At 71.2% G+C, this 19550-nt stretch carries 19 protein-coding genes; 2 read left to right on the top strand and 17 right to left on the bottom strand.

Translation table 11 applies throughout. The annotated features are described in order from the left end of the window. Positions 1–23: 23 nt before the first annotated feature. From gspN to ACW7G5_RS03610, 14 genes are all read right to left on the bottom strand, one after another. Positions 24–737 (bottom strand): type II secretion system protein N, encoded by a 714-nt coding sequence (gene gspN, locus ACW7G5_RS03545; protein ID WP_457001874.1) that lies wholly within the window; start codon positions 735–737, stop codon positions 24–26. After that, entirely contained in the window at positions 734–1219 is a 486-nt protein-coding gene (gene gspM / locus ACW7G5_RS03550) for a type II secretion system protein GspM (RefSeq protein ID WP_457001876.1), read from the bottom strand. The genes gspN and gspM overlap by 4 nt, the downstream gene beginning before the upstream one ends. Beyond that, positions 1216–2334, bottom strand: coding sequence for a type II secretion system protein GspL (gene gspL / locus ACW7G5_RS03555; protein ID WP_457001878.1), 1119 nt, complete (start codon positions 2332–2334; stop codon positions 1216–1218). Before gspL ends, gspM begins: the two co-directional genes overlap by 4 nt. Further along, positions 2331–3350: a type II secretion system minor pseudopilin GspK gene (gene gspK, locus ACW7G5_RS03560; RefSeq protein ID WP_457001880.1), complete on the bottom strand. Its 1020-nt coding sequence runs from the start codon at positions 3348–3350 to the stop codon at positions 2331–2333. The genes gspL and gspK overlap by 4 nt, the downstream gene beginning before the upstream one ends. Further along, positions 3347–3940 (bottom strand): type II secretion system minor pseudopilin GspJ, encoded by a 594-nt coding sequence (gene gspJ, locus ACW7G5_RS03565; protein ID WP_457001882.1) that lies wholly within the window; start codon positions 3938–3940, stop codon positions 3347–3349. Before gspJ ends, gspK begins: the two co-directional genes overlap by 4 nt. A gap of 59 nt (positions 3941–3999) precedes the next feature. Continuing rightward, complete coding sequence (gene gspI / locus ACW7G5_RS03570) at positions 4000–4380, bottom strand: type II secretion system minor pseudopilin GspI (RefSeq protein WP_457001884.1); 381 nt, start codon at positions 4378–4380, stop codon at positions 4000–4002. Next, complete coding sequence (locus ACW7G5_RS03575) at positions 4364–4816, bottom strand: GspH/FimT family pseudopilin (protein WP_457001886.1); 453 nt, start codon at positions 4814–4816, stop codon at positions 4364–4366. The genes gspI and ACW7G5_RS03575 overlap by 17 nt, the downstream gene beginning before the upstream one ends. Before the next feature lie 9 nt (positions 4817–4825). Further along, the gene (gspG, locus tag ACW7G5_RS03580) at positions 4826–5293 is read right to left on the bottom strand and encodes a type II secretion system major pseudopilin GspG (protein ID WP_457001887.1); all 468 of its coding nucleotides are present in this window, start codon (positions 5291–5293) and stop codon (positions 4826–4828) included. Between the two features lie 11 nt (positions 5294–5304). Next, positions 5305–6510, bottom strand: coding sequence for a type II secretion system inner membrane protein GspF (gene gspF, locus ACW7G5_RS03585; protein WP_457001889.1), 1206 nt, complete (start codon positions 6508–6510; stop codon positions 5305–5307). After that, on the bottom strand, positions 6497–8026 hold the full coding sequence (gene gspE, locus ACW7G5_RS03590; RefSeq protein ID WP_457002851.1) for a type II secretion system ATPase GspE: 1530 nt from the start codon (positions 8024–8026) through the stop codon (positions 6497–6499). The genes gspF and gspE overlap by 14 nt, the downstream gene beginning before the upstream one ends. Next, a complete protein-coding gene (gspD, locus tag ACW7G5_RS03595; protein WP_457001891.1) occupies positions 7987–10065 on the bottom strand; it encodes a type II secretion system secretin GspD in 2079 nt (692 codons plus the stop codon). Before gspD ends, gspE begins: the two co-directional genes overlap by 40 nt. After that, positions 10062–10907 carry a type II secretion system protein N gene (locus tag ACW7G5_RS03600; protein ID WP_457001893.1) on the bottom strand — a complete coding sequence of 282 codons (846 nt, stop codon included), beginning with the start codon at positions 10905–10907 and terminating at the stop codon, positions 10062–10064. Before ACW7G5_RS03600 ends, gspD begins: the two co-directional genes overlap by 4 nt. A 223-nt stretch (positions 10908–11130) precedes the next feature. Continuing rightward, a complete protein-coding gene (locus ACW7G5_RS03605; protein ID WP_457001895.1) occupies positions 11131–13863 on the bottom strand; it encodes a TonB-dependent receptor domain-containing protein in 2733 nt (910 codons plus the stop codon). A 96-nt stretch (positions 13864–13959) separates the two neighbouring features. Further along, positions 13960–15471: a hypothetical protein gene (locus ACW7G5_RS03610; protein WP_457001897.1), complete on the bottom strand. Its 1512-nt coding sequence runs from the start codon at positions 15469–15471 to the stop codon at positions 13960–13962. 265 nt (positions 15472–15736) lie between these two features. Here ACW7G5_RS03610 and ACW7G5_RS03615 point away from each other — a divergent pair, with 265 nt between their 5' ends. Together ACW7G5_RS03615 and ACW7G5_RS03620 are read left to right on the top strand one after the other, a co-directional pair. Further along, positions 15737–16588 (top strand): 2OG-Fe(II) oxygenase, encoded by an 852-nt coding sequence (locus ACW7G5_RS03615; RefSeq protein ID WP_457002853.1) that lies wholly within the window; start codon positions 15737–15739, stop codon positions 16586–16588. Between the two features lie 135 nt (positions 16589–16723). Beyond that, on the top strand, positions 16724–17410 hold the full coding sequence (locus tag ACW7G5_RS03620; RefSeq protein WP_457001899.1) for a TonB family protein: 687 nt from the start codon (positions 16724–16726) through the stop codon (positions 17408–17410). Positions 17411–17432: 22 nt separating this feature from the next. Here the strand turns inward: ACW7G5_RS03620 and nth are convergent, their stop codons facing one another. Genes nth through ACW7G5_RS03635 form a run of 3 tightly spaced genes read right to left on the bottom strand, consistent with a single transcriptional unit; the run spans position 17433 to position 19413 of the window. Next, positions 17433–18113 (bottom strand): endonuclease III, encoded by a 681-nt coding sequence (gene nth, locus ACW7G5_RS03625; RefSeq protein WP_457002855.1) that lies wholly within the window; start codon positions 18111–18113, stop codon positions 17433–17435. 29 nt (positions 18114–18142) lie between these two features. Next, positions 18143–18601: a hypothetical protein gene (locus ACW7G5_RS03630; protein ID WP_457001901.1), complete on the bottom strand. Its 459-nt coding sequence runs from the start codon at positions 18599–18601 to the stop codon at positions 18143–18145. Positions 18602–18633: 32 nt separating this feature from the next. Continuing rightward, entirely contained in the window at positions 18634–19413 is a 780-nt protein-coding gene (locus tag ACW7G5_RS03635) for an enoyl-CoA hydratase-related protein (RefSeq protein WP_457001903.1), read from the bottom strand. Between the last annotated feature and the right edge of the window lie 137 nt (positions 19414–19550).

The raw sequence follows: 19550 nt of genomic DNA on the forward strand, positions 1-19550 counted from the left end.
GCGGCCGCGGCCGCGGCCGCGGCTCAGCCGCCCAGCTGGCCCGTGTCCACGCGGCTGAGGCCGCCCGGAGCCTCCTGGAAGCCGGCGGCCAGCAGCGCCAGGCGCAGCGCGGGCTCGTCGCTGCGGGCCAGCGTCTGCAGGGTGTAGCGTCCGTCGGCCTCGATGGCGAAGGTGGCTTCCAGGTGCAGGCGGCCGCCGGCATCCTCCGGAAGCAGGGCGAGCGAGCCGGTGCGGCCTTCGCAGGCCGGGCTGCCGCTGAGCAGCATCGGCGGAAACGCGTGCCCTGCAGGACCGGTCCCGGGCAGCGTGGCTTCGATCCGCACGCGGCCGCCGGCCTCGCGACAGGCTTCGCCGTCGAACAGCAGCCGCACGTCCTCGAGCGAGGCGCGCAGGCCGAGTCCCGGCGGCGCCGGCAGGGGCAGCACGCCGTTGCCGCCGTCGATGCCGCGCAGGCGCCCGCCTTCGAGCACCAGCAGGGCCTCCGGCGTGTGCAGCCGCAGGCGCTGGCGGCCGGCCAGCAGCGGCAGCGGCGACAGTCGCGTGCCGACGTCGCCGAACGCCGCGCCGTGCCAACGCAGCTGGCGCAGTTCGCCGCGCCACAGGCTGCCGCCGGCGTCCACCGCCGACAGCCCGGGCGGCAGCGGCAGGCGTGGCAGCACCAGCTGCAGCGGCACCGCGAGCAGCAGGGCGACCGCGAAGGCCCCGGCGAACCACGCCGCCAGGTGACGGCTGCTCATGGCGCCGCCCCGCCGAAGCCGACTTCGGCGCGCAGGCCGCCGTCGGCACGCTCGACGCGCAGCGACGAGGGGGCGATGCCATCGCGCCCGGCCAGTTGGCCGAGCCACCCATGCAGCGCGGGCGAGGCCACGCGCTCGAAATCGAGCACGAAGGCGCCGTCGGCGGCGCTGCGCTGGCGGCTCGGGGCGAGGCCGGCTTCGCGCACGCTGTCGAGGATCCGCCGCTGCAGGGCTTCGCCGCCGGCAGGTGGCGATGAGCCGCGGGAACCGGCCAGCATCGCGACCTCGGCTTCGACCTGCTGCACGCCGGCGATGGCGCGCGCGTGGCGGTCTTCGGCGCCTTCGCGCAGCGCCTGAAGTGGCCACAGCAGGCCGTACCACCAGGCGAAGGCCGCCAGCAGCGCGGCCATCACCGCCAGCATCACCCGCTCGCGGGGTTCGCGGCCCCGCCACCAGCTCCGGATCCGGGTGTCGATGGTCATGCCGAAGGCTCCAGGGCCAGGCCGGTATGCAGGCCGCCGGGGGCGTCGCCGCTGCCGCCCTCCACCAGCGTCCACCCGTCGGCGGCAAGTGCGCCGCGGATGGCCTCGATGTCGTCGGGCGCGGCGTGGAACACGACCGCGCGCAGGCGGTCGCCGCGCAGGTATTCGAGTTCGACCAGGTGGGTCCCGGCGCGGCCGGCGACGGCGGCGAACAGCGCGCCGCTCGCGGCCGTGAACGCATGCGGCTCGCGCACGGCCTGGAGCTGGCGCGCGAGCGCGTCTGCGCCGGTGCCGGTGCCGGTGCCGGTGCCGGCGGCGTGGCCAGGCAGGGCGTCGCGCACCAGGGCCCCGGCGCGCGATTCCAGCGCGTGCGCGGCCAGCTCCAGGCGCAGCGCCTGCGCCGCCACGAGGACCAGGGGCGACGCGACCAGGGCGGCGGCAAGCCAGGCCAGGCGCCGCCACGTCGCATGCCCGTCGTGCACGGAAGCCGGCGCGAACGCGCCCTGCAGCAGGTCGACTTCCGGATTCAGCGCGCGCGCGGCGCAGGCCGCCAGGTCCCCCGGGAGCCGCAGCTGCTCCCGTCCGACCAGCACCTGCGCCGCCAGCGCCGGCGTGGTGCAGAAGGCGAGGCCGGGGCCGCGCACCAGCCAGCGCTCGCCCGCGTCCAGCACCTGCACGGGGTCCGCGTCGCCGGAGGGCGGCGGCAGCAGCAGCTGCTCCGGGACCGCGGCGTCGGCGCGCAGGCCGAAGCCCGCCGCGCGCGCCAGCCACTCGCGCAGGGCCGCGGGCTCCACGGACGCGATGGTGCGGGTTCCATCCGCGGCGCCGGCGTCGAGAGCGACGTGCAGCGCGGCGGGGCGCGCCAGCCGCTCGGCGAGCAGGGCCTGCGCCGCCGCGCGCGCCTGGGCCGCGGTGTGCGCCTTCAGTGCGATGCGGTCGATGCGCACGGCGTCGCCAGGCACCACCAGCACGGTGCGCGTCGCGGTGGCCATCGCCGGCGCCACGGTCCCTGGCGGCATGTCGGTCCGCGACAGCACGCGGCCATCGTCGGCCAGGCCCAGGCAGGTGGCCGACGCCGCGGGATCGGCGGGCAGGAACAGGATGCGATTGCTCATTCGTCGTGTGTCCATCGGCGCGCCACCAGGCGCGCGGGGCCATCGGAGTCGCTGTCGAGCAGCGCGCTCAGCACCACTTCGGCGCCGTTGTATTCCACTTCCGTGCGGAGCTTGAAATAGCGGGTGCGCACGCGAAGCTGCTCCAGCACGGGGTTGGACAGCCGCGCCGCCAGCACCGGCGGCTGGGTCGCGAACGCGGTCACGTCCAACCAGCCGCCGGCCGGGCGCGCGGCGATCACGCGTCGCGCGGCGCCGATGTCGAGGGCGTTGTCGCTGAGCATCGCCAGCACCACGGCGTCATCGTCTTCCAGGGTGTTGACGTTCACCGGCGCCAGCGTGCTGTCGGGCAGCGCGCAGACATGGGGGCGCAGGCGCGCGTAGGCCGCGGCGTCGTGGCCGGCGATCGCGCGCAGCTCGCTGGCTTCGGCGAGCAGGGCGCCGGCGGTGCGATGGCCGGGGCCACGCGTGGCATAGGCCGCGTCCTCCGCTCCCGCCGGCCCCGGCAGCTGATCGCTGTCGATCCAGTCCACCAGGGCGTCGGACAGGGTGGCTGCCTGCACCGGATCGAACTCCAGCGCCCGCAGCAGCGCGAGGTACTGGCGCACGCCCGCCTCGCGCCGCGACCATTGCCCGGCCACGCCTTCGACCACGCTGTTGAGGTTGAAGCAAGCGGTGCCGTCGTCGATGCGCACGCGCATCGCGCCGCCATCGATCGGGAACACGAAGGGCCGGCCGTTCCAGTTTCCAACCAGGGTGGTGCGGCGGTCGCCGGCATCAAGCTGCGCGATGCGCGAGCGCGCCAGCGCCTCGCTGCCGAGCGCGTACCACTGGGCCTGGACCAGCGCCTGCGCGTTGCCGGTGCGGCGCAGGCCGAAGCGGATGTCGTCCAGCACCGCCACCAGCAGCACGGCCATCACCGCCACCAGCAGCAGCACGGTCAGCAGCGCGGCGCCCCGTTCGCACACGATGGACGCAGTGTGCCCGCGGCCTGGCCCGTGCCGGCAGGAACGGTTCACTGCGCGATCCCCGGAAGCAGGAATCGCTGGCGCACGCCGCCGATGCCGTCGAGCTCGAGCTCCAGTTCGATCGCCGCCGGCAGGTCCGTGGTGCCGCCGTGCCAGCCGTCGTTCCAGCGTTCGCCGGAAAGGTAGGCCACGCGTGCAGCCGAAATGCCGTCGATCAGCACCCGCGCCGATGGCGGAACGGCGCCGTCCACGGCCGTGCGCGCGCTGCGCTCCAGGCGGCCGTCGACGATGCGGTATTCGACGTATTCCAGCGATGCGCGCGGGCTGCCATCCGGATTCTCCAGGCCGCGACGGACGAAGGCGAACAGCGGCCCCGGTTCACCCGGGCGACCACCGGTGAAGGCGTCGCGTGCGTTGCTGCCATCGGCGCGCCGTACCATCCGCAGCGCGGCCTGCGAGAGGTCCGCGCGCAGCAGCGCACGCGCGCGCTGGAACTCGCCCAGCCGGTCCATGCGCGCACGCAGCACGCCTTGGCTGTCGACGGCGTAGGCCATGGCGGCGACGCCGGCGGCCGCGATCAGGCCGAACAGCGCCAGCGAAACCATCACTTCGAGCAAGGTGAAGCCGCGCTGCCCGCGCATGGCGGGGGCCGCACCGGGCGCACGAACGGGACGCGCGCCACCTCGCGGGGCGGCGCGGCTCACTGCGGCACGCTCCGGAACAGCGACACCTCGGCGGCCACGCGCTCCCCGCCGGGTGGCGACACCCTGATGTCGACGCGCAGCAGCGCCGGATCGGCGGTCGGCGTGGTGCTGCGGCTCCAGCGCCAGGCGACGCCGCCGGCCTCCTCGCTGCCCGCGGCGTCGCCGGCAAGCGCGCGCAGGTCGAGCGTCGCGGCGTCGACGGCAACGTTGTCCGCGACCACCGCGGCCAGCACCTTCTCCTCGATCGCGACCGCGGTCCGCGTGCTTTCGCCGGCGAGGTTGAGCAGGCCAAGCACGGCCAGCGCGAACACGGCGAGCGCCACCAGCATCTCGATCAGCGAGAAGCCGGCGGCGCGTGGGTCAGCGGGCGACGCCATCGATCTCCACCTCGCCGCCACCGCCCACCGCCACGCGCGCGCGCCGCCCTTCGCGTAGCAGCACCAGGCTTTGCGGCGTCGTCGCGCCAGTGGGGTCGAAGCGGAACGAGACCCCGGCCTCGCGCCGCGGAAGCCGCGGCTGAGTGCCCGGCGCCCAGTCCACGCTGGCGAAGGCGCGGCCGTCGAGCGGCTGCCAGCCATCGAAGCGCCGGCGCGAGAATCCGTAGCCACCCGCCGTCACGCGGACCTCCACCGTGCGCATGCCGAGGATCGCCTCGTCGCGGGCGTGGGCCAGGCGCGCGGCGAAGGTTTCCGCCTCCTTCGCCAGGGCGTCGTCGCTGGAGGGCAGCGTCAGCGCCACGGCCGCGCCGGCCAGGCCGATGACCAGCAGCACCACCATCAGCTCGACCAGGGTGAACCCGCGCGCGCGCCGCATGCCTTCGCCTCAGCGCCAGTTGCCGATGTCGGCGTTGTCGCCTTCGCCGCCCTCGGCACCGTCGGCACCGAAAGAGAAGACATCGAAACCGCCACTGCGGCCGGGCTGGCGGTACTGGTAGGCCTGGCCCCAGGGATCGTCGGGCAGGCGGCGGATATAGCCGCCCTTGCGGTAGCGCTCGGGCCGCGCGAGGCCGGACGGCGCGTCAAGCAGGGCGTCGAGCCCTTGCCCCGTGTTCGGGTAGGCGAGGTTGTCCAGGCGATAGGTCTCCAGCGCCTGCTCCAGCACCGAGATGTCGGCGCGCGCCTTTTCGGTCATGGCGCGGTCCTGGCTGGGCATGACGTTGATCATCACCACCGTCGACAGCAAGCCGATGATGACGATGGCCACCATCAGTTCGACCAGGGTGAAGCCGGCGGCGCGATGCCGGCCGCCGGTGCCGGAATGGATGGGAGTGCGTGTGTCGCGGCTTTGCATGTGGTCCTCCGTCAGCCCGCCACGAGGGCGTTGAATTGCAGGATCGGCAGCAGGATGGCGAGCACGATCACCGCCACCGCCGCGCCGAGCACGATGATGATCAGGGGTTCGAGCAGGCTCATCGCCGCCGTGGTGAAGGTGTTGAACTCGCGTTCCAGGTAGTCGGCGGCGCGGTCGAGCATCGCTGCGAGCCGCCCGCTATCCTCGCCGCTGGTGGCCATGTACAGCAGGGTCGGCGGGAACACCGCGGCGCGCTTCATCGCGTGCGACAGGCTGCCGCCTTCGCGGATGACCTCGACCATCGATTCCGTGGCTTCGCGCAGCACGGTGTTGCCGACCGTGCGCGCGGTGATCGCCAGGCCTTCGATCAGCGGCAGGCCGCTTTCGGACATGGTGGCCAGCGTCCGCGCCATGCGCGCGGCGTGGACGTCGCGCAGGATGCGGCCGAGCAGGGGCAGGCGCAGCAGGGCGGCGTCGAAGCGGCGGCGGACAACGGGCCTGCGCAGCAGCCGCACCGCGGCGAACCCGGTGGCCGCCAGCAACACCAGCATCGGCAGCCACCACGTCGAAAGCAGGTCGGAGATGCCGATCACGATGCGCGTGAGCAGAGGCAGCTCGCGGCCCATCGACTCGAACTGCTCGACCACCTTGGGCACCACGAAGACCATCAATGCGATCACCACCAGCACCGCGGTCACCGCCAGCGCCGCCGGATAGACCAGGGCCGAGACCAGCTTGCTGCGCACCTGCTGGTCGCGTTCGTGCAGGTCGGCCAGGCGTTCCAGGATGGCGGGCAGGGCACCGGTGCCTTCGCCGGCGGCGACCATGGCGCGATACAGCGGCGGAAAGGCGCGGCCTTCGCGCGCCATCGCATCGGACAGGCGGAAACCTTCGACCACGCGCGCGTGGGTGGCCATCACCACGCGCCGCACCGGCGCGCGTTCGGACTGGCTGCCGATCGTGCGCAGCGCTTCTTCCAGCGGTGCCACCGCCACCAGGGTGGCGAGCTGGCGGGTGAGGAGGGTCAGGTCCTTGGCGCTGAAGCGGCCGCCAAGGCGCGCCGTCTTCTCCGCGCGCTCGGTGGCGGGTTCGACCCGCACCGGCAGCAGGCGCCGGCCTTCAAGCAGGCGCCGCGCTTCGGACGCGTTGCCGGCGTCGAGCACGCCCTCGCGGTTGCGGCCCTGCACGTCGAGCGCGGAGTACTCAAACGCCGCCATGGTCCTGCAGCTCCTGGCGGGTGACGCGCATGGCTTCCTCGAGCGTGGTGTCGCCGCGCAGCACGGCGTTGCGCGCGGCGTCGCCAAGGCGGCCGGCGGTGGCGAAGGCCTGTGCCGCCAGCGCGTCCTCGTCGGCACCGGAGCCGATCAGCTGGCGCATGGGTTCATCGATCTCGAGCGCTTCGTGGATGCCCAGGCGCCCGGCATAGCCGGTGTGGCTGCACTGCGCGCAGCCGGTGGCGCGGTAGAGCGTGGCGCCGGCCGCCGAAGGACCGAGCAGACGGATCGCGGCCGGGTCGTCGACCATCGGCTGGCGGCAGGCCGCGCACAGCCGCCGCAGCAGGCGCTGCGCCAGTACCAGGCGCAGGCTCGACGCCAGCAGGAAGGATTCGATGCCCATGTCGCGCAGGCGCGTGACCGCGCCGGGCGCGTCGTTGGTGTGCACCGTCGACAGCACCAGGTGGCCGGTCAGGCTGGCCTGCACCGCGATCTGCGCGGTCTCCGGGTCGCGAACTTCGCCGACCATCACCACGTCCGGATCCTGGCGCAGGATCGCGCGCAGGCCGGCGGCAAACGTCATGCCGACCCGCGCGTTGACCTGGGTCTGGCCGACGCCGTCGACGGCGTATTCCACCGGGTCCTCGACGGTGAGGATGTTGCGGCGGCCGTCGTTGAGCGCGGCCAGCGCCGCGTACAGGGTGGTGGTCTTGCCAGCGCCGGTGGGACCGGTGACCAGGAGGATGCCGTTGGGCACGCGCAGGGCGCGTTCCAGCGCTGCGCGAACCGGCGGTTCCAGGCCCAGGCCGTCGAGCGTGAGCGTGTCCTGGTCTTTGTCGAGGATGCGCATCACCACGCGTTCGCCGCCGCGCGCCGGCAAAGTGGACACGCGCACGTCCAGCGCCTTGCTGCCCATGGCCAGGCCGATGCGGCCGTCCTGCGGCAAGCGCTTTTCGGCGATGTCCAGGCGCGCCATGACCTTGACGCGCGACACCAGCAGCGGCGCGATACGCGCCGGCAGGCGCAGCGCTTCACGCATCACGCCGTCCACGCGCATGCGCACCACCAGCGCGGATTCGAAGGATTCGATGTGGACGTCGGAGGCGCCGATGCGCGCGGCCTCGGCGATCAGGCCGTTGATCAGGCGGATCACCGGGGCATCGTCCTGCGCGTCGAGCAGGTCGGCGGTGGCGGGGATGTCGCCGGCCAGGGCGTCGAGGTTGCCGGGAAGCTCGAACTCGCCGCCGCCGGCCAGCGCGGCGTCGGCGTAGAGCTCCGACAGCCGGCGGTCGAAGGCGCTGCGCGGCAGGACTTCGACCTCAAGCTCGACCCCGAGGCTGCGCCGCGCTTCCAGCAGCGCGGCGGGATCGGCGTCCTCGCGCAGGCCGACGCGTGCATGCGCGCCCGATTCGCCCATGCCGAGCAGCACCACGCCGTGATGCTTGGCGAAGCCGTAGGCGAAGGCAGGTAGCGCTTCGCTCATCGCGCGTGGTCGCCGGTGGCGTCGTCGTCGCCGGATGCCGGCAGGGGCGTCGCCGTGGCACCGGGCGTCGCGGCAGGCGCCGGCATCATCGGCGGCGCAGTACGCAGGTATTCGCGCACCAGCTCGTCCAGCGCGTTATCGCGCTCGCCCATCACCGGCAGCTGGCTGCGCATGTAGTCCCAGCGCCCGGCACTCATCGCCTGCGCGTCCGCCGTGCTGCGCACGATGGTCGGGCGGATGAAGACCATCAGGTTGGTCTTGTCGCGCGAGCGCGACCTGTGGCGGAACAGGTGGCCGACGATCGGAATGTCGCCCAGCAGCGGCACCTTGGACACGGTGTTGCGGTCGCTCTGGTCGAGCAGGCCGCCAAGCGCGACGATCTCGCCGTCGTCCACCAGCACCCGCGTCTCGACCTCGCGCTTGTTGAGCACCAGTTCGGCGAAGTCATCGCTCACCGGCCCGGCGATCGAGGACACCTCCTGGCGCAGGGTGAGCGTGATGCCGCCGCCGGCGTTGATCTGCGGCGTGACCTCGAGCTGGATGCCGACATCCTGGCGCGCGGTGGTCCGGAACGGGTTGCTGTTGGAGTCGCCCAGCACCTCGCCGGTGGTGATCGGCACTTCCTGGCCGACAAGGATCCGCGCCTCTTCGTTGTCGAGAGTGAGGATCGACGGCGTCGACAGCAGGTTCGACGCCGTGTCGCTGTTCACCGCGTCGATGATCAGGCCGAAGGTGGCGTTGTCGTTGCTGCCGGCGATGCCGCCGAGCGCGCCGTTGATGCCCAGGAGCGACTGCACCGCGGCCTGGCGGGCGAGGTCGAGCACGCCGTTGTCGTCATCGTCGTCATCGCCGCGGCGCTGCTCCGCGTACCAGCCGGCGGCCAGCGGCATGATCCCGGGATTGGCACCTGGGTGCTGGGTGGCGAGGAAGGGGATGTTGCTGCCTTCCTTGCCCGCGATCAGCAACTGTGCGCCGAGGCGCTTTGCGGCGTTATCGGAAATTTCGACCACGATCGCCTCCACCAGCACCTGCTCTCGGCGGGTGTCGAGCTGGGTGATCACGTCGACCAGCAGGCGCTGGGTCTCCGGATCGGCGTTGATGATCAGCGAGTTGGAGCCGGGGTAGCGGACGATGGTTGGGCGTTTGCCGGGCACGGCGGTGATCAGCTGTGCGGCGTTCGCATCGGTGGCGACCCCCGTGGCGCTCGCCGCGCTGCCCGTTGCCGACTCCTCGCCGTCGGGCGTCTGCCCGACCAGCTGCTGCAGCACCGGCAGCAGCTGCTCGGCGCTGGCATGCTGCAGGCGCACCACGCGCACGCCGCCGGTGCGCTCGGCGCGGCGGTCGAGTTCGAGGATGGTCTGCACCACGCGCTGCACCGCGGTCGGCGCGCCGCGGACCACGATCGAGTTGCTGCCTTCCACCGGCTGGATCGAGAGTTGGCCGCCTCGGCCTTCGCCGCCGCCGAACAGCTGGTTGACCGTCGCCGCCACTTCGCGCGCCGAGCTGTTGCGCAGGGTCACGGTGTCGATGCCGGCGGTGTCGCTGTCGATCTGCGCCACCAGGCCGCGGATGCGGCGGATGTTGTCGGCGTAGTCGGCGATCAGCAGCGCATTGCCCTGCGGCGTCGGCACCACCACGCCGCCGCGGCCGATCAACGGCTTGAGCGTTTCGGCGGCGATGCGGGCGTCAACGGTTGAAAGCGGCAACACCTGGGTGGTGAACGCCGAGCCACCGCTGCCGCCGCCGGGCAGCTGCGCCGCGTCAGTGTCGGGCACCACGCGGTAGGCGCCCGGCCCCGCGCTCACCGCCACCAGGCCGTTGGCGCGCAGCACCGCGAGCAGCACGCCCAGCAGCTCGGCCTCGTCCATGGCCACGTCGCGGGTGATGTTGACGCTGCCCTGCACTGCGGGATCGATGATGAAGGTGGTGCCGGTGGCGCGTGCGACGTCCTGGATGAAGGCGCGGATATCGGCGTCCTGCGCGCTCACGCCCGCGGTGTCCTGGGCGAAGGCGAAGGGCGCCGGGTGCGCGACCAGCGCGAGGGCGAGTGCGATAGCGAGGAGTCGCTGCTTCACGGTGTCTTGGCCTGCAGGGTCGCGCTGCGGATCTGGCCGTCGCGCCGGTAGGTGAGGGAGATCGAGGACGCGCCGGAGAGGCTGTTGGCGAGCTCGGCGTAGCGTTCGGCGTCCAGTGCCTCGTTGTTCACCGACAGCAGGACGTCGCCTGCCTGCAGTCCCGCCTGGCGCAGCACGGCGCCGTCGCCGCGCGGGATCACGGTGTAGCCGGTGATCCGGCCATCGGTTTCGTCCGGGCGAAGGCCCATCTGGGCGAGCAACTGCGCCGGGTCGATCGCCGGGTCGGCCGTGTCCGCGGCCGGTGCGGATGTTGGTGCTGTATGCGCGAGTGGCGGGGCTGCATGCGCCGCTGTCGGACGGGCTGGCGTGGGGCGTGCGTCGGGCTTCGTGAAGCGGAGTTCGCTGCGACGCCCGCCGCTGTCGAGTACCACGTGGTCGGCTTGCACCTCGGCCAAAGCCACGCCAGGTGCCACGGCTTCGCCGGTGCTGTACGAGCGCTGCGGGCCTTCGCGCATGGCGATGATGGCGCTGCCGCCGGCGGAGGCGGGGCGGACCGCGAACAGGCGCAGGCCGGAGGCGTCGGCGCTGGCGGCGATGCCCGCGCTGTGGTCGGGGTAGAAGGCATCGATGGCCAGGCGCCCGGGCTGCTCGCGGATGACCGTCGCAGCGTCGATCGCGGGCGCGCCCGGCGGGGCGGGCGGCAGCAGCAGCCAGGCCAGGCGCGCCGCCTGGAAGGCCAGCAGCACGACGATGGCGACCTCGACCGCCCGCCGCAGGCCATCGGGCCTGCGGAAGCTGTCAAGGGCGGTGCGAAAGTCGGGAAGGGAATGGAGTGCGGGCACGGGCAAGGGCGTCGTGGCGCAGGATGCTGCGCCCTCGCGACAGGATGCGAAGCTTTCGTGACAGGCTTGTTGCAACTGACACATTCGTGTCGTTTTGCGGGGAGTGCCTTGACGGGACACTCCCGCACGTTGCCCCCATTTGCCCGTCGCGCCTCTTCCCCCGCGGGCGGAGGAAGAGGGCTCTCACGTCCGGACACTCCCGCAGACGGGGGAAGAGGGTTCGTCAGAACTCGGTCGAGATGCTGAACGAGTACGACACGCCCGGGTCGTAGCGCAAAACGTGGATCTTCTGGCCGCCGCCGCCCTCGATGTACTCGTCGTACTCGGTGTCGAGGATGTTGCGCGCCGCGAAGCCCAGGGTCACCGGCGTTTCACCAAAGCGCATGGTCTTGCGCAGGACGAGGTCCAGGGTCAGGCCCGGGTCTTCCATGACGTCCTGGCGCAGGTTGTTGCCGCGGGCCGAGATGCGCTCGCTGACGTAGTTGGCGATCAGCGTGGCCTGCAGGTCCCTCGCGGTGTTCTCGATGCCGAACTGCAGGTTGGCGATGTGCTCCGACTGGCCCTGCATCCGGCTGCCGTCAAGGATCAGGCTGCGTGCGGGCTGCGTGGTGCCGCTGCCGCCGTCCAGGGCGACCGTGTCGTTCGCGCCTGCGTTCACCTCGGAGTCCGTCCAGGTGTAATTGGTGGCCAGATACAGGCGATTGCCGTCCCACCATTCCGCGGCGATGCCGGGGTCGAAGTACTTCTTGAACTCCAGCTCGGCGCCATACACCGTGGCCTCGGGCGCGTTGACGAAGGTCTGCCACAGCTCGTCACCGCCGCCGGTGAACATGATCGATTCGATCGGCTTGTCGATCTGCTTGTGGAACAGGCCGGCGGTGAAGTATTCGCCCGAGCCGAAGAACCACTCGTAGCGGACGTCGAGGTTGGTCAGTTCGCTGTCGACCAGATAGGGATTGCCGTAGAGCTGGCGATCCTTGTCGGGATCGGTGTACAGCTGTGGCGAGAGCTCGCGGAATTGGGGCCGGGCGATGGTCTGCGAGGCACCGAAGCGGACCTGCCGGTTCTCCGCGACGTTCCAGGTCAGGGTGAGCGCGGGCAGGATGTAGTCGTTTTTGAGCGGCGCCACGGCCTCGGCGCGTGCACCGGTGTAGATGTTGTACGGATGCACCGCCTGGGTGGCGTCCTCGTAGCGGACGCCGAGGGTGCCGCGCAGCTTGGGGGTGATCTCGCCGTCGACCTGCAGGTAGGTGCCGAGCACTTTGAGCGTGGCGTCGTAAGCGGCCTGGCCGGCTAGGCCGGTGGTCTCCTCCAACCGCAACCAGCCCTGGCTCAGGTTGTAGTCGGAGAACAGGTAATCGGGGCGCTGGTACGGGAAGTAGTGGGGCAGGGTGGCGCCGTTGCCGGGGCCGTCTCCCGCGAAGTACCTGAACTCCCGCGACCAGGCGTTGCGGTCGTTGTCCATGTACGAGGCACCGCCGCTCAGCGTGACGTCACGCTCGATTGGCAGGCGCCAGGTGACGTCGACGCCGCCGCTGGCGACCTCGTCCTCGACCTTGCTGAAGCGGGTGTAGTTTTCCTGGTTGCCGACCGAGTAGGCCCAGTAGCCGTCGCCTTCGTCGCGGAAGCCGATCATCTTCTCGTAGGGCACGTCACGGGTCGCCTGGGCCCGGGCGGCGCGCCACTCGACCTTGAGGTCGCCGTACTCGCCGAACTCGTGCGAGCCGCTGATCTGGTTGTTGACCATCCCGCGCTCGAACCAGCGGGTGTCGTCCCTGCGGTAGCCGTAGTTGCTGATGTAGTCCATGCCGCCGCGGCTGCGGGCTTCCTTGAGCGTGTCGTGCACGTACAGGGTCGTGAGATCGATCCTGTTGTTCCCCCACTCGTAGCCGGCGCCGAGCAGCGCGTTGACGCGGGCGTTGTTGCGGGTGGAAAGGAACTCGTAGTCGTTGCCGTAGGCAAGCGTTTCCAGGTCAGGGCCGAGGAATACGCCCTGCTCCTGGTCGCCGAAGATGGTGCGCCACTCGTTCTCGAAGCCAGCCACGGCGACGAAGCCGATGCGGGCGTCGTCGCCCATGTCGGCGGACCAGCCGGCGCTGAAGCCGAAATTGACGTCCGGGTCGATGCTGTCGTTTTCCTGCAGCACGTTGACGCTGGCGTTCTCGAGGCTGCGGCCGATCGTCGCGAGTTCCTGGTTGCTGAAGTTGTTGCGGTCGACCCGCTTGCCGGTGCCGATGGCGTCCTGGAGCGCGCGCGGCATCTTGCGGGTGCCGTCGTCGTAGCCCCAGAAGTCGTCGCCGCCGCCGCCGTAATAGGTCAGGCCCTTCTCCATGGTGGTGTTGTCGTTGAAGCCACCGCCCACGCTGAGCTTGAAGAAAGGCTCGTCGGGGATGTTGAGCGACTGCAGGTCGATCACGCCGCCGCCGAACTCGCCGGGATAGCGGACCGAATAGGTCTTCTGCACGGTCATGCCCTGCAGCACTTCGGCCGGGAACAGGTCCAGGGGCACCACGCGCTGCATGGGCTCCGGGCTGGGCAGCGGCGAGCCGTTGAGCAGCGCCGACGAATAGCGCTCGCCAAGGCCGCGGACGTAGACGAACTTCTCGCCGACGATGCTCACGCCGGACACGCGCTGCAGGGCGGCGGCCGCGTCGGCGTCGCCGGTGCGCTCGAAGTCCTCGCGCTGGACGAACGACGCGACCTCGGCGGTCTGCAGCATCGGCTCGGGGATGTATTCGCCACGTACTTCGACGGCGTCGAGCTGGACCGCCTGGTCCGGCGCCGGCTGCGCGGCCACGGCGCCCGACTGCGCGATCGTGGCCTGCACGATCGTGGCCTGCGAAGGCACCGCGGCGTGGCCGCCGGGCGCTTCAGGCTGCTGGGCCCACGCGCCCTGGCATGCGATGAGTGTGGTGATCGCGACGGACAGGCCGCTGCGTGACGGTGTGCGCTTCATAGTGGGACCTTGGACTGTGCGGATGCGGTGGTGCCGGACGTAGGGAGGGGCGGCCATCGTGGCCGCCCCTTTTTTCTGTTGCGGCAGGTGCGCCGGTCAGCAGGACGAACCGGCCGTCAGGCCGCAGGTCCAGCCCTGCCACCAGGTGTCGTTCGCGTCCCTCACGCCGCCGATGTAGTCGACCTGCTCGAAGAAGCTGTGCTTGCCCGGAAGGTTCGCGACCGCCGGGACCGCGCTTTCGTTGGCACCGTTGACGAACACGCCGGTCAGGGTCGAGTTGCCGGCAACGGTGTTCGTGCCCGCAGCGAAGGCGGCTTCCGCGTCGGCGTTGTTGAAGTTTTCCGGGCAAGCGAAGAACACCGACTCGAGGATCGCGCTGCTGCCACGCTCCGGCACCTGCTCGATGCTCAGGCAGGTCAGGCCCTTGCCGGTGCCGCCGGCCTTGCGGGTGACCACGGTGTTGTAGATCTCCGCGCGGCTGCCGAGGTTGACGGTGAAGCCGGAGCCGTTGCCGCTGCTGCCACCGGCACGGCCGACGTAGGTGAAGTTCGCGACCTGCGGGTTCGAGTACTGCCCGGCGGTGAGCGGGATGGGATTGCTGCTGTTGGTACCCGACCACTCATTGAGGTTGTCGCCGGTGCTGTCGCGCTGGACCACGACGCCGAACTGCACGCCGCCGTTCCAGCCAGAGTCGATGTCGAGGCTGTCGTCGCTGGCGCCGGTGACCACGATGCGGCGGGCGTTGACCGAGCCGCCGAAGATCTCGATGCCGTCATCGGAGCTGTTGTGCACCTGGACGTACTCGACCGTGGTGCCGCTGCCGACGCCGCCCATGGTGAGACCCTGCAGTTCGTTGCCACCGGAGAACGCGAAGCCGGAGTAGCGGATCTGCATGTACTGCACGGTGCCGGAGTTGTCGGTGGCCGCGTTGCCGCCGTACATACCAAGGTCACCGCCCTCGATCCTGGTCTCGCAAGCTGCGCTGCCCGGCTCGAAATCGCCGATGCAGGTGTTGACCGGCGCGCGGCCGGCGAGCACCAGGCCGCCCCAGCGGCCATCGGTTTCGGCGTCGGCATTGCCTTCGACGTCGATCTTCGCGGTCAGGATGATCGGCTCCTCGGCGGTGCCGAGTGCATAGATCTTTGAACCGCGGTTGACGACCAGGGCATCCGGGCCGGCGGAGGCATACACGGTCACGCCCGGCTCGATGTTGAGGATGCCTTCGCGCGCACCCGCTTTCGGCGCGGCGGGGTCGCCACCCATGTCCTCGCCGACGTGGACGGCGCCATTGATGGCGTAGACGGTGCCGGCTGCCTTCGGGACCGTGAGTTCGCCGATGATGCGCTCGGGCAGCTCGCAGGCGCGGAAGTCGGCGATGGTGCCGATGTTCCTGAAGCCTTCCGGGCAGTTCTCGGCGGGGCCACTGGTCGGCGGCGGCGGAGGCGGCGGGGGAGTGGTCGGCGGCGGAGGCGGCGGGGTGGTCGGCGGCGGTGGGAATGCGCCTTCGCCGGGCGACGCGACGCGGTCGGCGCCGCCACCGCAGGCACTGAGCGCGAGCACCGCGCCAAAGGTCATGAGGAGGGCCTTGGAACTATGGCGCATGGACATCGGTTGGGTCTCCGGGAGGAATGGACTGCGAACGCAGCGATGGAACCGCGGCCGTTGCTCGCCCTCGTTGGGCGGCGTCCGCTGCGTTCCGGATGAATCGGAAATGAAGGCTAGATGCGTGCCGTTACAGCTTTCTTTCAGGGAGAAGTCGCACGGCGGCGAGTTGGCATGCATGGCAATCGCGTGACATCCGGAAGACGGCTGTCATCGCGCGGTCATGTGTCCGGTGTCTGCTTCACTCGGGCGATTCCTCACGGGCATGACCATGGACACACCGGTGATCGATCACGCACTGCTGCAGTGGCTGCTTGAGCAGGTGCAGTCGGGCGCGTCGCCAGAGGACGTGGTGGTCTCGATGGTCGCGCGCGGCTGGGCGGAGGACGATGCCGTCGCCGCGCTCGAGGATGCGATGCGCGGACACCTCGACGCCCATGCGCTTGCGAACGACCTGCCGCCGCCGGAAAAGGTGCCGGCACCGATCGTTATGAATGGACCGTCGGTGATCGATGCCGGGGACCGGCGCGTGCGGGTGCTGGCGAACATGCTGCATCCGCGCGTGGTGGTGTTCGGCAGCGTGCTGTCGGATGCGGAGTGCGACGCCCTGGTGGAGATGGGGCGACAACGCCTGCGACCCTCGGCGGTGTTCAACCCGGACACCGGCGCCGACGAGTCGCACGAGGCGCGGAGCAGCGAAGGCACGTTCTTCAGCCGTGGCGAGAATGCGCTCTGCGCGCGCGTCGAACGCCGCCTGGCGGCCCTGGTCGATTGGCCGCTGGAGAACGGCGAAGGCCTGCAGCTGCTGCGCTACGGCCCGGGCGCGCAGTACAGGCCGCACTACGACTACTTCGATCCCGACCGCCCCGGCGCACACGTGGCGCTGTCGCGTGGCGGCCAGCGCGTGGCGTCGATCGTCATGTACCTCAATACGCCCGACTGCGGTGGTGCGACCACCTTTCCCGACGCCCGCTTTGAAGTCGCGGCAGTCAAGGGCAACGCGGTGTTCTTCGCCTACGATCGACCGCATCCGATGACCGGCAGCCTGCATGGCGGCGCACCGGTGATCGAGGGCGAAAAGTGGGTGGCGACCAAGTGGCTGCGAGTCGGGCCGCACACCTGACTGACCGCATGTCGGAGTATTTGCACCGCTCATCAATTGAAAGATGCTTTGTCATCGAGGTGTAACCCAACGCAGCGCCGCGCGTAGTGTGATCACTGCATCACCTACAGGCGCTTCGTGCGCAGGAGCACCGACATGCAGCGGATCGCGATCCCCCTTCTCCTCTCCGTGGCCCTTCCGTTCGCCGCCGCCGCGGCCGAGACCGCGCCGCAGTCGACCCAGCAGGTCTACACCTACGCGCTCGAACTCGACGCCGACGGCCGCATCGCGAGCCTTGAGCCGCACGGCAGCGCGCCCGGGCCCACCACCTCCGCCCTGGCCGCGGAGATCCGCGACTGGGTGTTCAACTCCGGCGCGGCCGCCGGCGCCTCGCGCACCTTCCTCCGCGTGGTGGTCGACGAGGCGGCCGGCGGTGGCCACGAAGTGGTGTCTGCCACCACCGGTCCGGCGCTGGCGGCGATGACCCCGCCCGACTACCCGATGCGCGACCAGCTCGCCGGCCACGAGGGCATGGTGGTGCTGCGCCTGGAAGTCGCCGCCGACGGCTCGGTGAAGGATGCAGGCGTGCACGCGGCCACCGGCACCGTGTCGCGGGCGATGGCCGATGCCGCGGCGGAAGCGTCGCGCCAGTGGCGGTTCTCGAGCGAGCAGGTCGGCGGCGAGGCGGTGGCGTCCACGCTGCTGTGGCCGGTGTGTTACCTCGGCCCCTGGTCGTCGCCATCGGCATGCAGCTGGACCGGACCCGATGCCCAGCGCTTCTCGAGCAAGAGCGTGCTGCCGCTGCAGCCCAACGTCACCGTGTCCTGGACGGCGGCACGCTGAGCCGGGCGCCGGCGGCCGTCGCTCAGGCGGTCGCCCCGCCGGCATGCGCCGCGTCGCCAGGCGCCTTGCCGGCAGGCGTCTTGTCGGGATACGTGCACAGATCGCGGATGACGCAGGGCCCGCACTCCGGGCGCCGGGCCTTGCACACATAGCGCCCGTGCAGGATCAGCCAGTGGTGGGCGTCGAGCAGGTAGTCCGCCGGTACCCGCTTCACCAGCCGGTCCTCCACCGCGCGGACGTTGCCGCCGTGGGCCAGGCCGGTGCGGTTGGAGACGCGGAAGATATGCGTGTCGACCGCCATCACCGGCTCGCCGAAGGCGGTGTTGAGCACCACGTTGGCGGTCTTGCGGCCCACGCCCGGCAGGGCCTCGAGCTCCGCGCGCGTACGCGGCACTTCGCCGCCGTGGCGTTCGATCAGGAGCTTCGCCATCGCGACCACGTTGGCGGCCTTGGCGTTGTACAGGCCGATGGTGCTGATGTAGCGCTTCAGTCCGTCCTCGCCGAGCGCTGCGATGGCGGCGGGCGTGTTGGCGACCGGGAACAGGCGCCGGGTGGCCTTGTTGACGCCGACGTCCGTGGACTGGGCCGACAGGGCCACCGCCACCAGCAGTTCATAGGGCGAGGCGTACTCGAGCTCGGTGACCGGCTTCGGGTTCAGCGCGGACAGGCGCGCGAACATCTCGCGCACGTCGGCGTTGGGCATGATCCGGCCGCGCCGCTCGGGAAAGGCGCTCAAGGCTGGTGACCCGATGCGCGCGCCCTGGCGCGTGCCAGCGCCGCGGCTGCGGCCGCGGGCAGGGTGGGGCGGGAGGGCGCCGAGAGTGTGCCAACGCCAGTGTCGGTGCCAGCGCCCGTGTCGATGCTCATGCCGTGCGCTGCACCGCCGGCAGCTGCTTCGCCCGAGGCTGCCTCGTTTGGAGGATTGCCTGCCGGCAGCCCCCCGCGGGCGCGCAAGCGCTCATTGGCGATGCGATCAAGGCGTGCATCTCGGGCGCGATAGCGCTCGCGCGCCGCCCACGCCGCGAGCAGCCGGTCGCGCGCGGCCGACAGCACGTGGTTGCCTTCGGCGTCGAGTCCGGACAGCGGCTTGAAGCGCGCCAGCCCTGCCTCGATCGCTGCGTCGAGATCGTCGTCGCGCAGCAGGTCGAGAATGCGTCGTGCCTGAGCGGCATCCAGTGCACCCGCGCCCATGCCGCCATCTCCTCCGCTCGACATGCGTCCGCTCAGCGGCCGTTGAACGCCGGCTTGCGGCGCTCGAGGAACGCGGCCATGCCTTCGCGCGCGTCGTCGGTGGAGAAGGCGAGGCCAAACTGCGCGCTCTCGTACTCCAGCCCGTCGTCGATCGCGCACTCGCCGCCGACATGGATCGCATCGAGGATGCCGCGCATCGCCAGCGGCGCGTTGCCGGCAAGCTTCGCGGCCAGCGCCATGGTTTCGGCTTCCAGCTCCGCCGCCGGCACCACGCGGTTGACGATGCCCAGCTGCAGGGCGCGGGCCGCATCCACCGGCGCGCCGAGCAGGGTGAGCTCGAGCGCCGCCGCGCGGCCGGACAGGCGCAGCAGGCGCTGGCTGCCGCCGAAGCCCGGCAGCAGGCCCAGGGTGACCTCGGGAAGGCCGAGCTTCGCGGTGTCGGCGGCGATGCGCAGGTGGCAGCACATCGCCAACTCGAGCCCGCCGCCCAGGGCGAATCCGTTGACCATCGCCACCACCGGCTTGGGCATGCGCTCCATCCGCCGCATCAGGCGCTGGCCGACCAGCGAGAAGTCGCGCGCCTGCACGGCGCTCAGTGCCGACATCTCGGCGATGTCCGCGCCGGCAACGAAGGCCTTGCCACCGCTGCCGGTGAGCACCACGGCGCGGACGCGGTCGTCGGCCGCGGCGGCATCGAAAGCAAGCTGCAGGGCCTCGAGCGTGCCCCGGTTCAACGCATTCAGCTTGTCGGGGCGGTTGACGGTGAGCACGCGGACGGCGCCATGGTCGGCGGCCAGGATGAGTTCGGACATGGAATCCTCGGTGTCGGGCCGGGCGGAACTTCCGCCGCCGGGCAGGGTCGGAATGGGTGGTGTCAGTGGCGGTTAAGCACTGGGGCCGGTATCCTAACGTGTCCAGACGGGGCGGCCAGGCCGCCCCGCCGCATCTT

The organism is Luteimonas sp. A501, assembly GCF_054052085.1.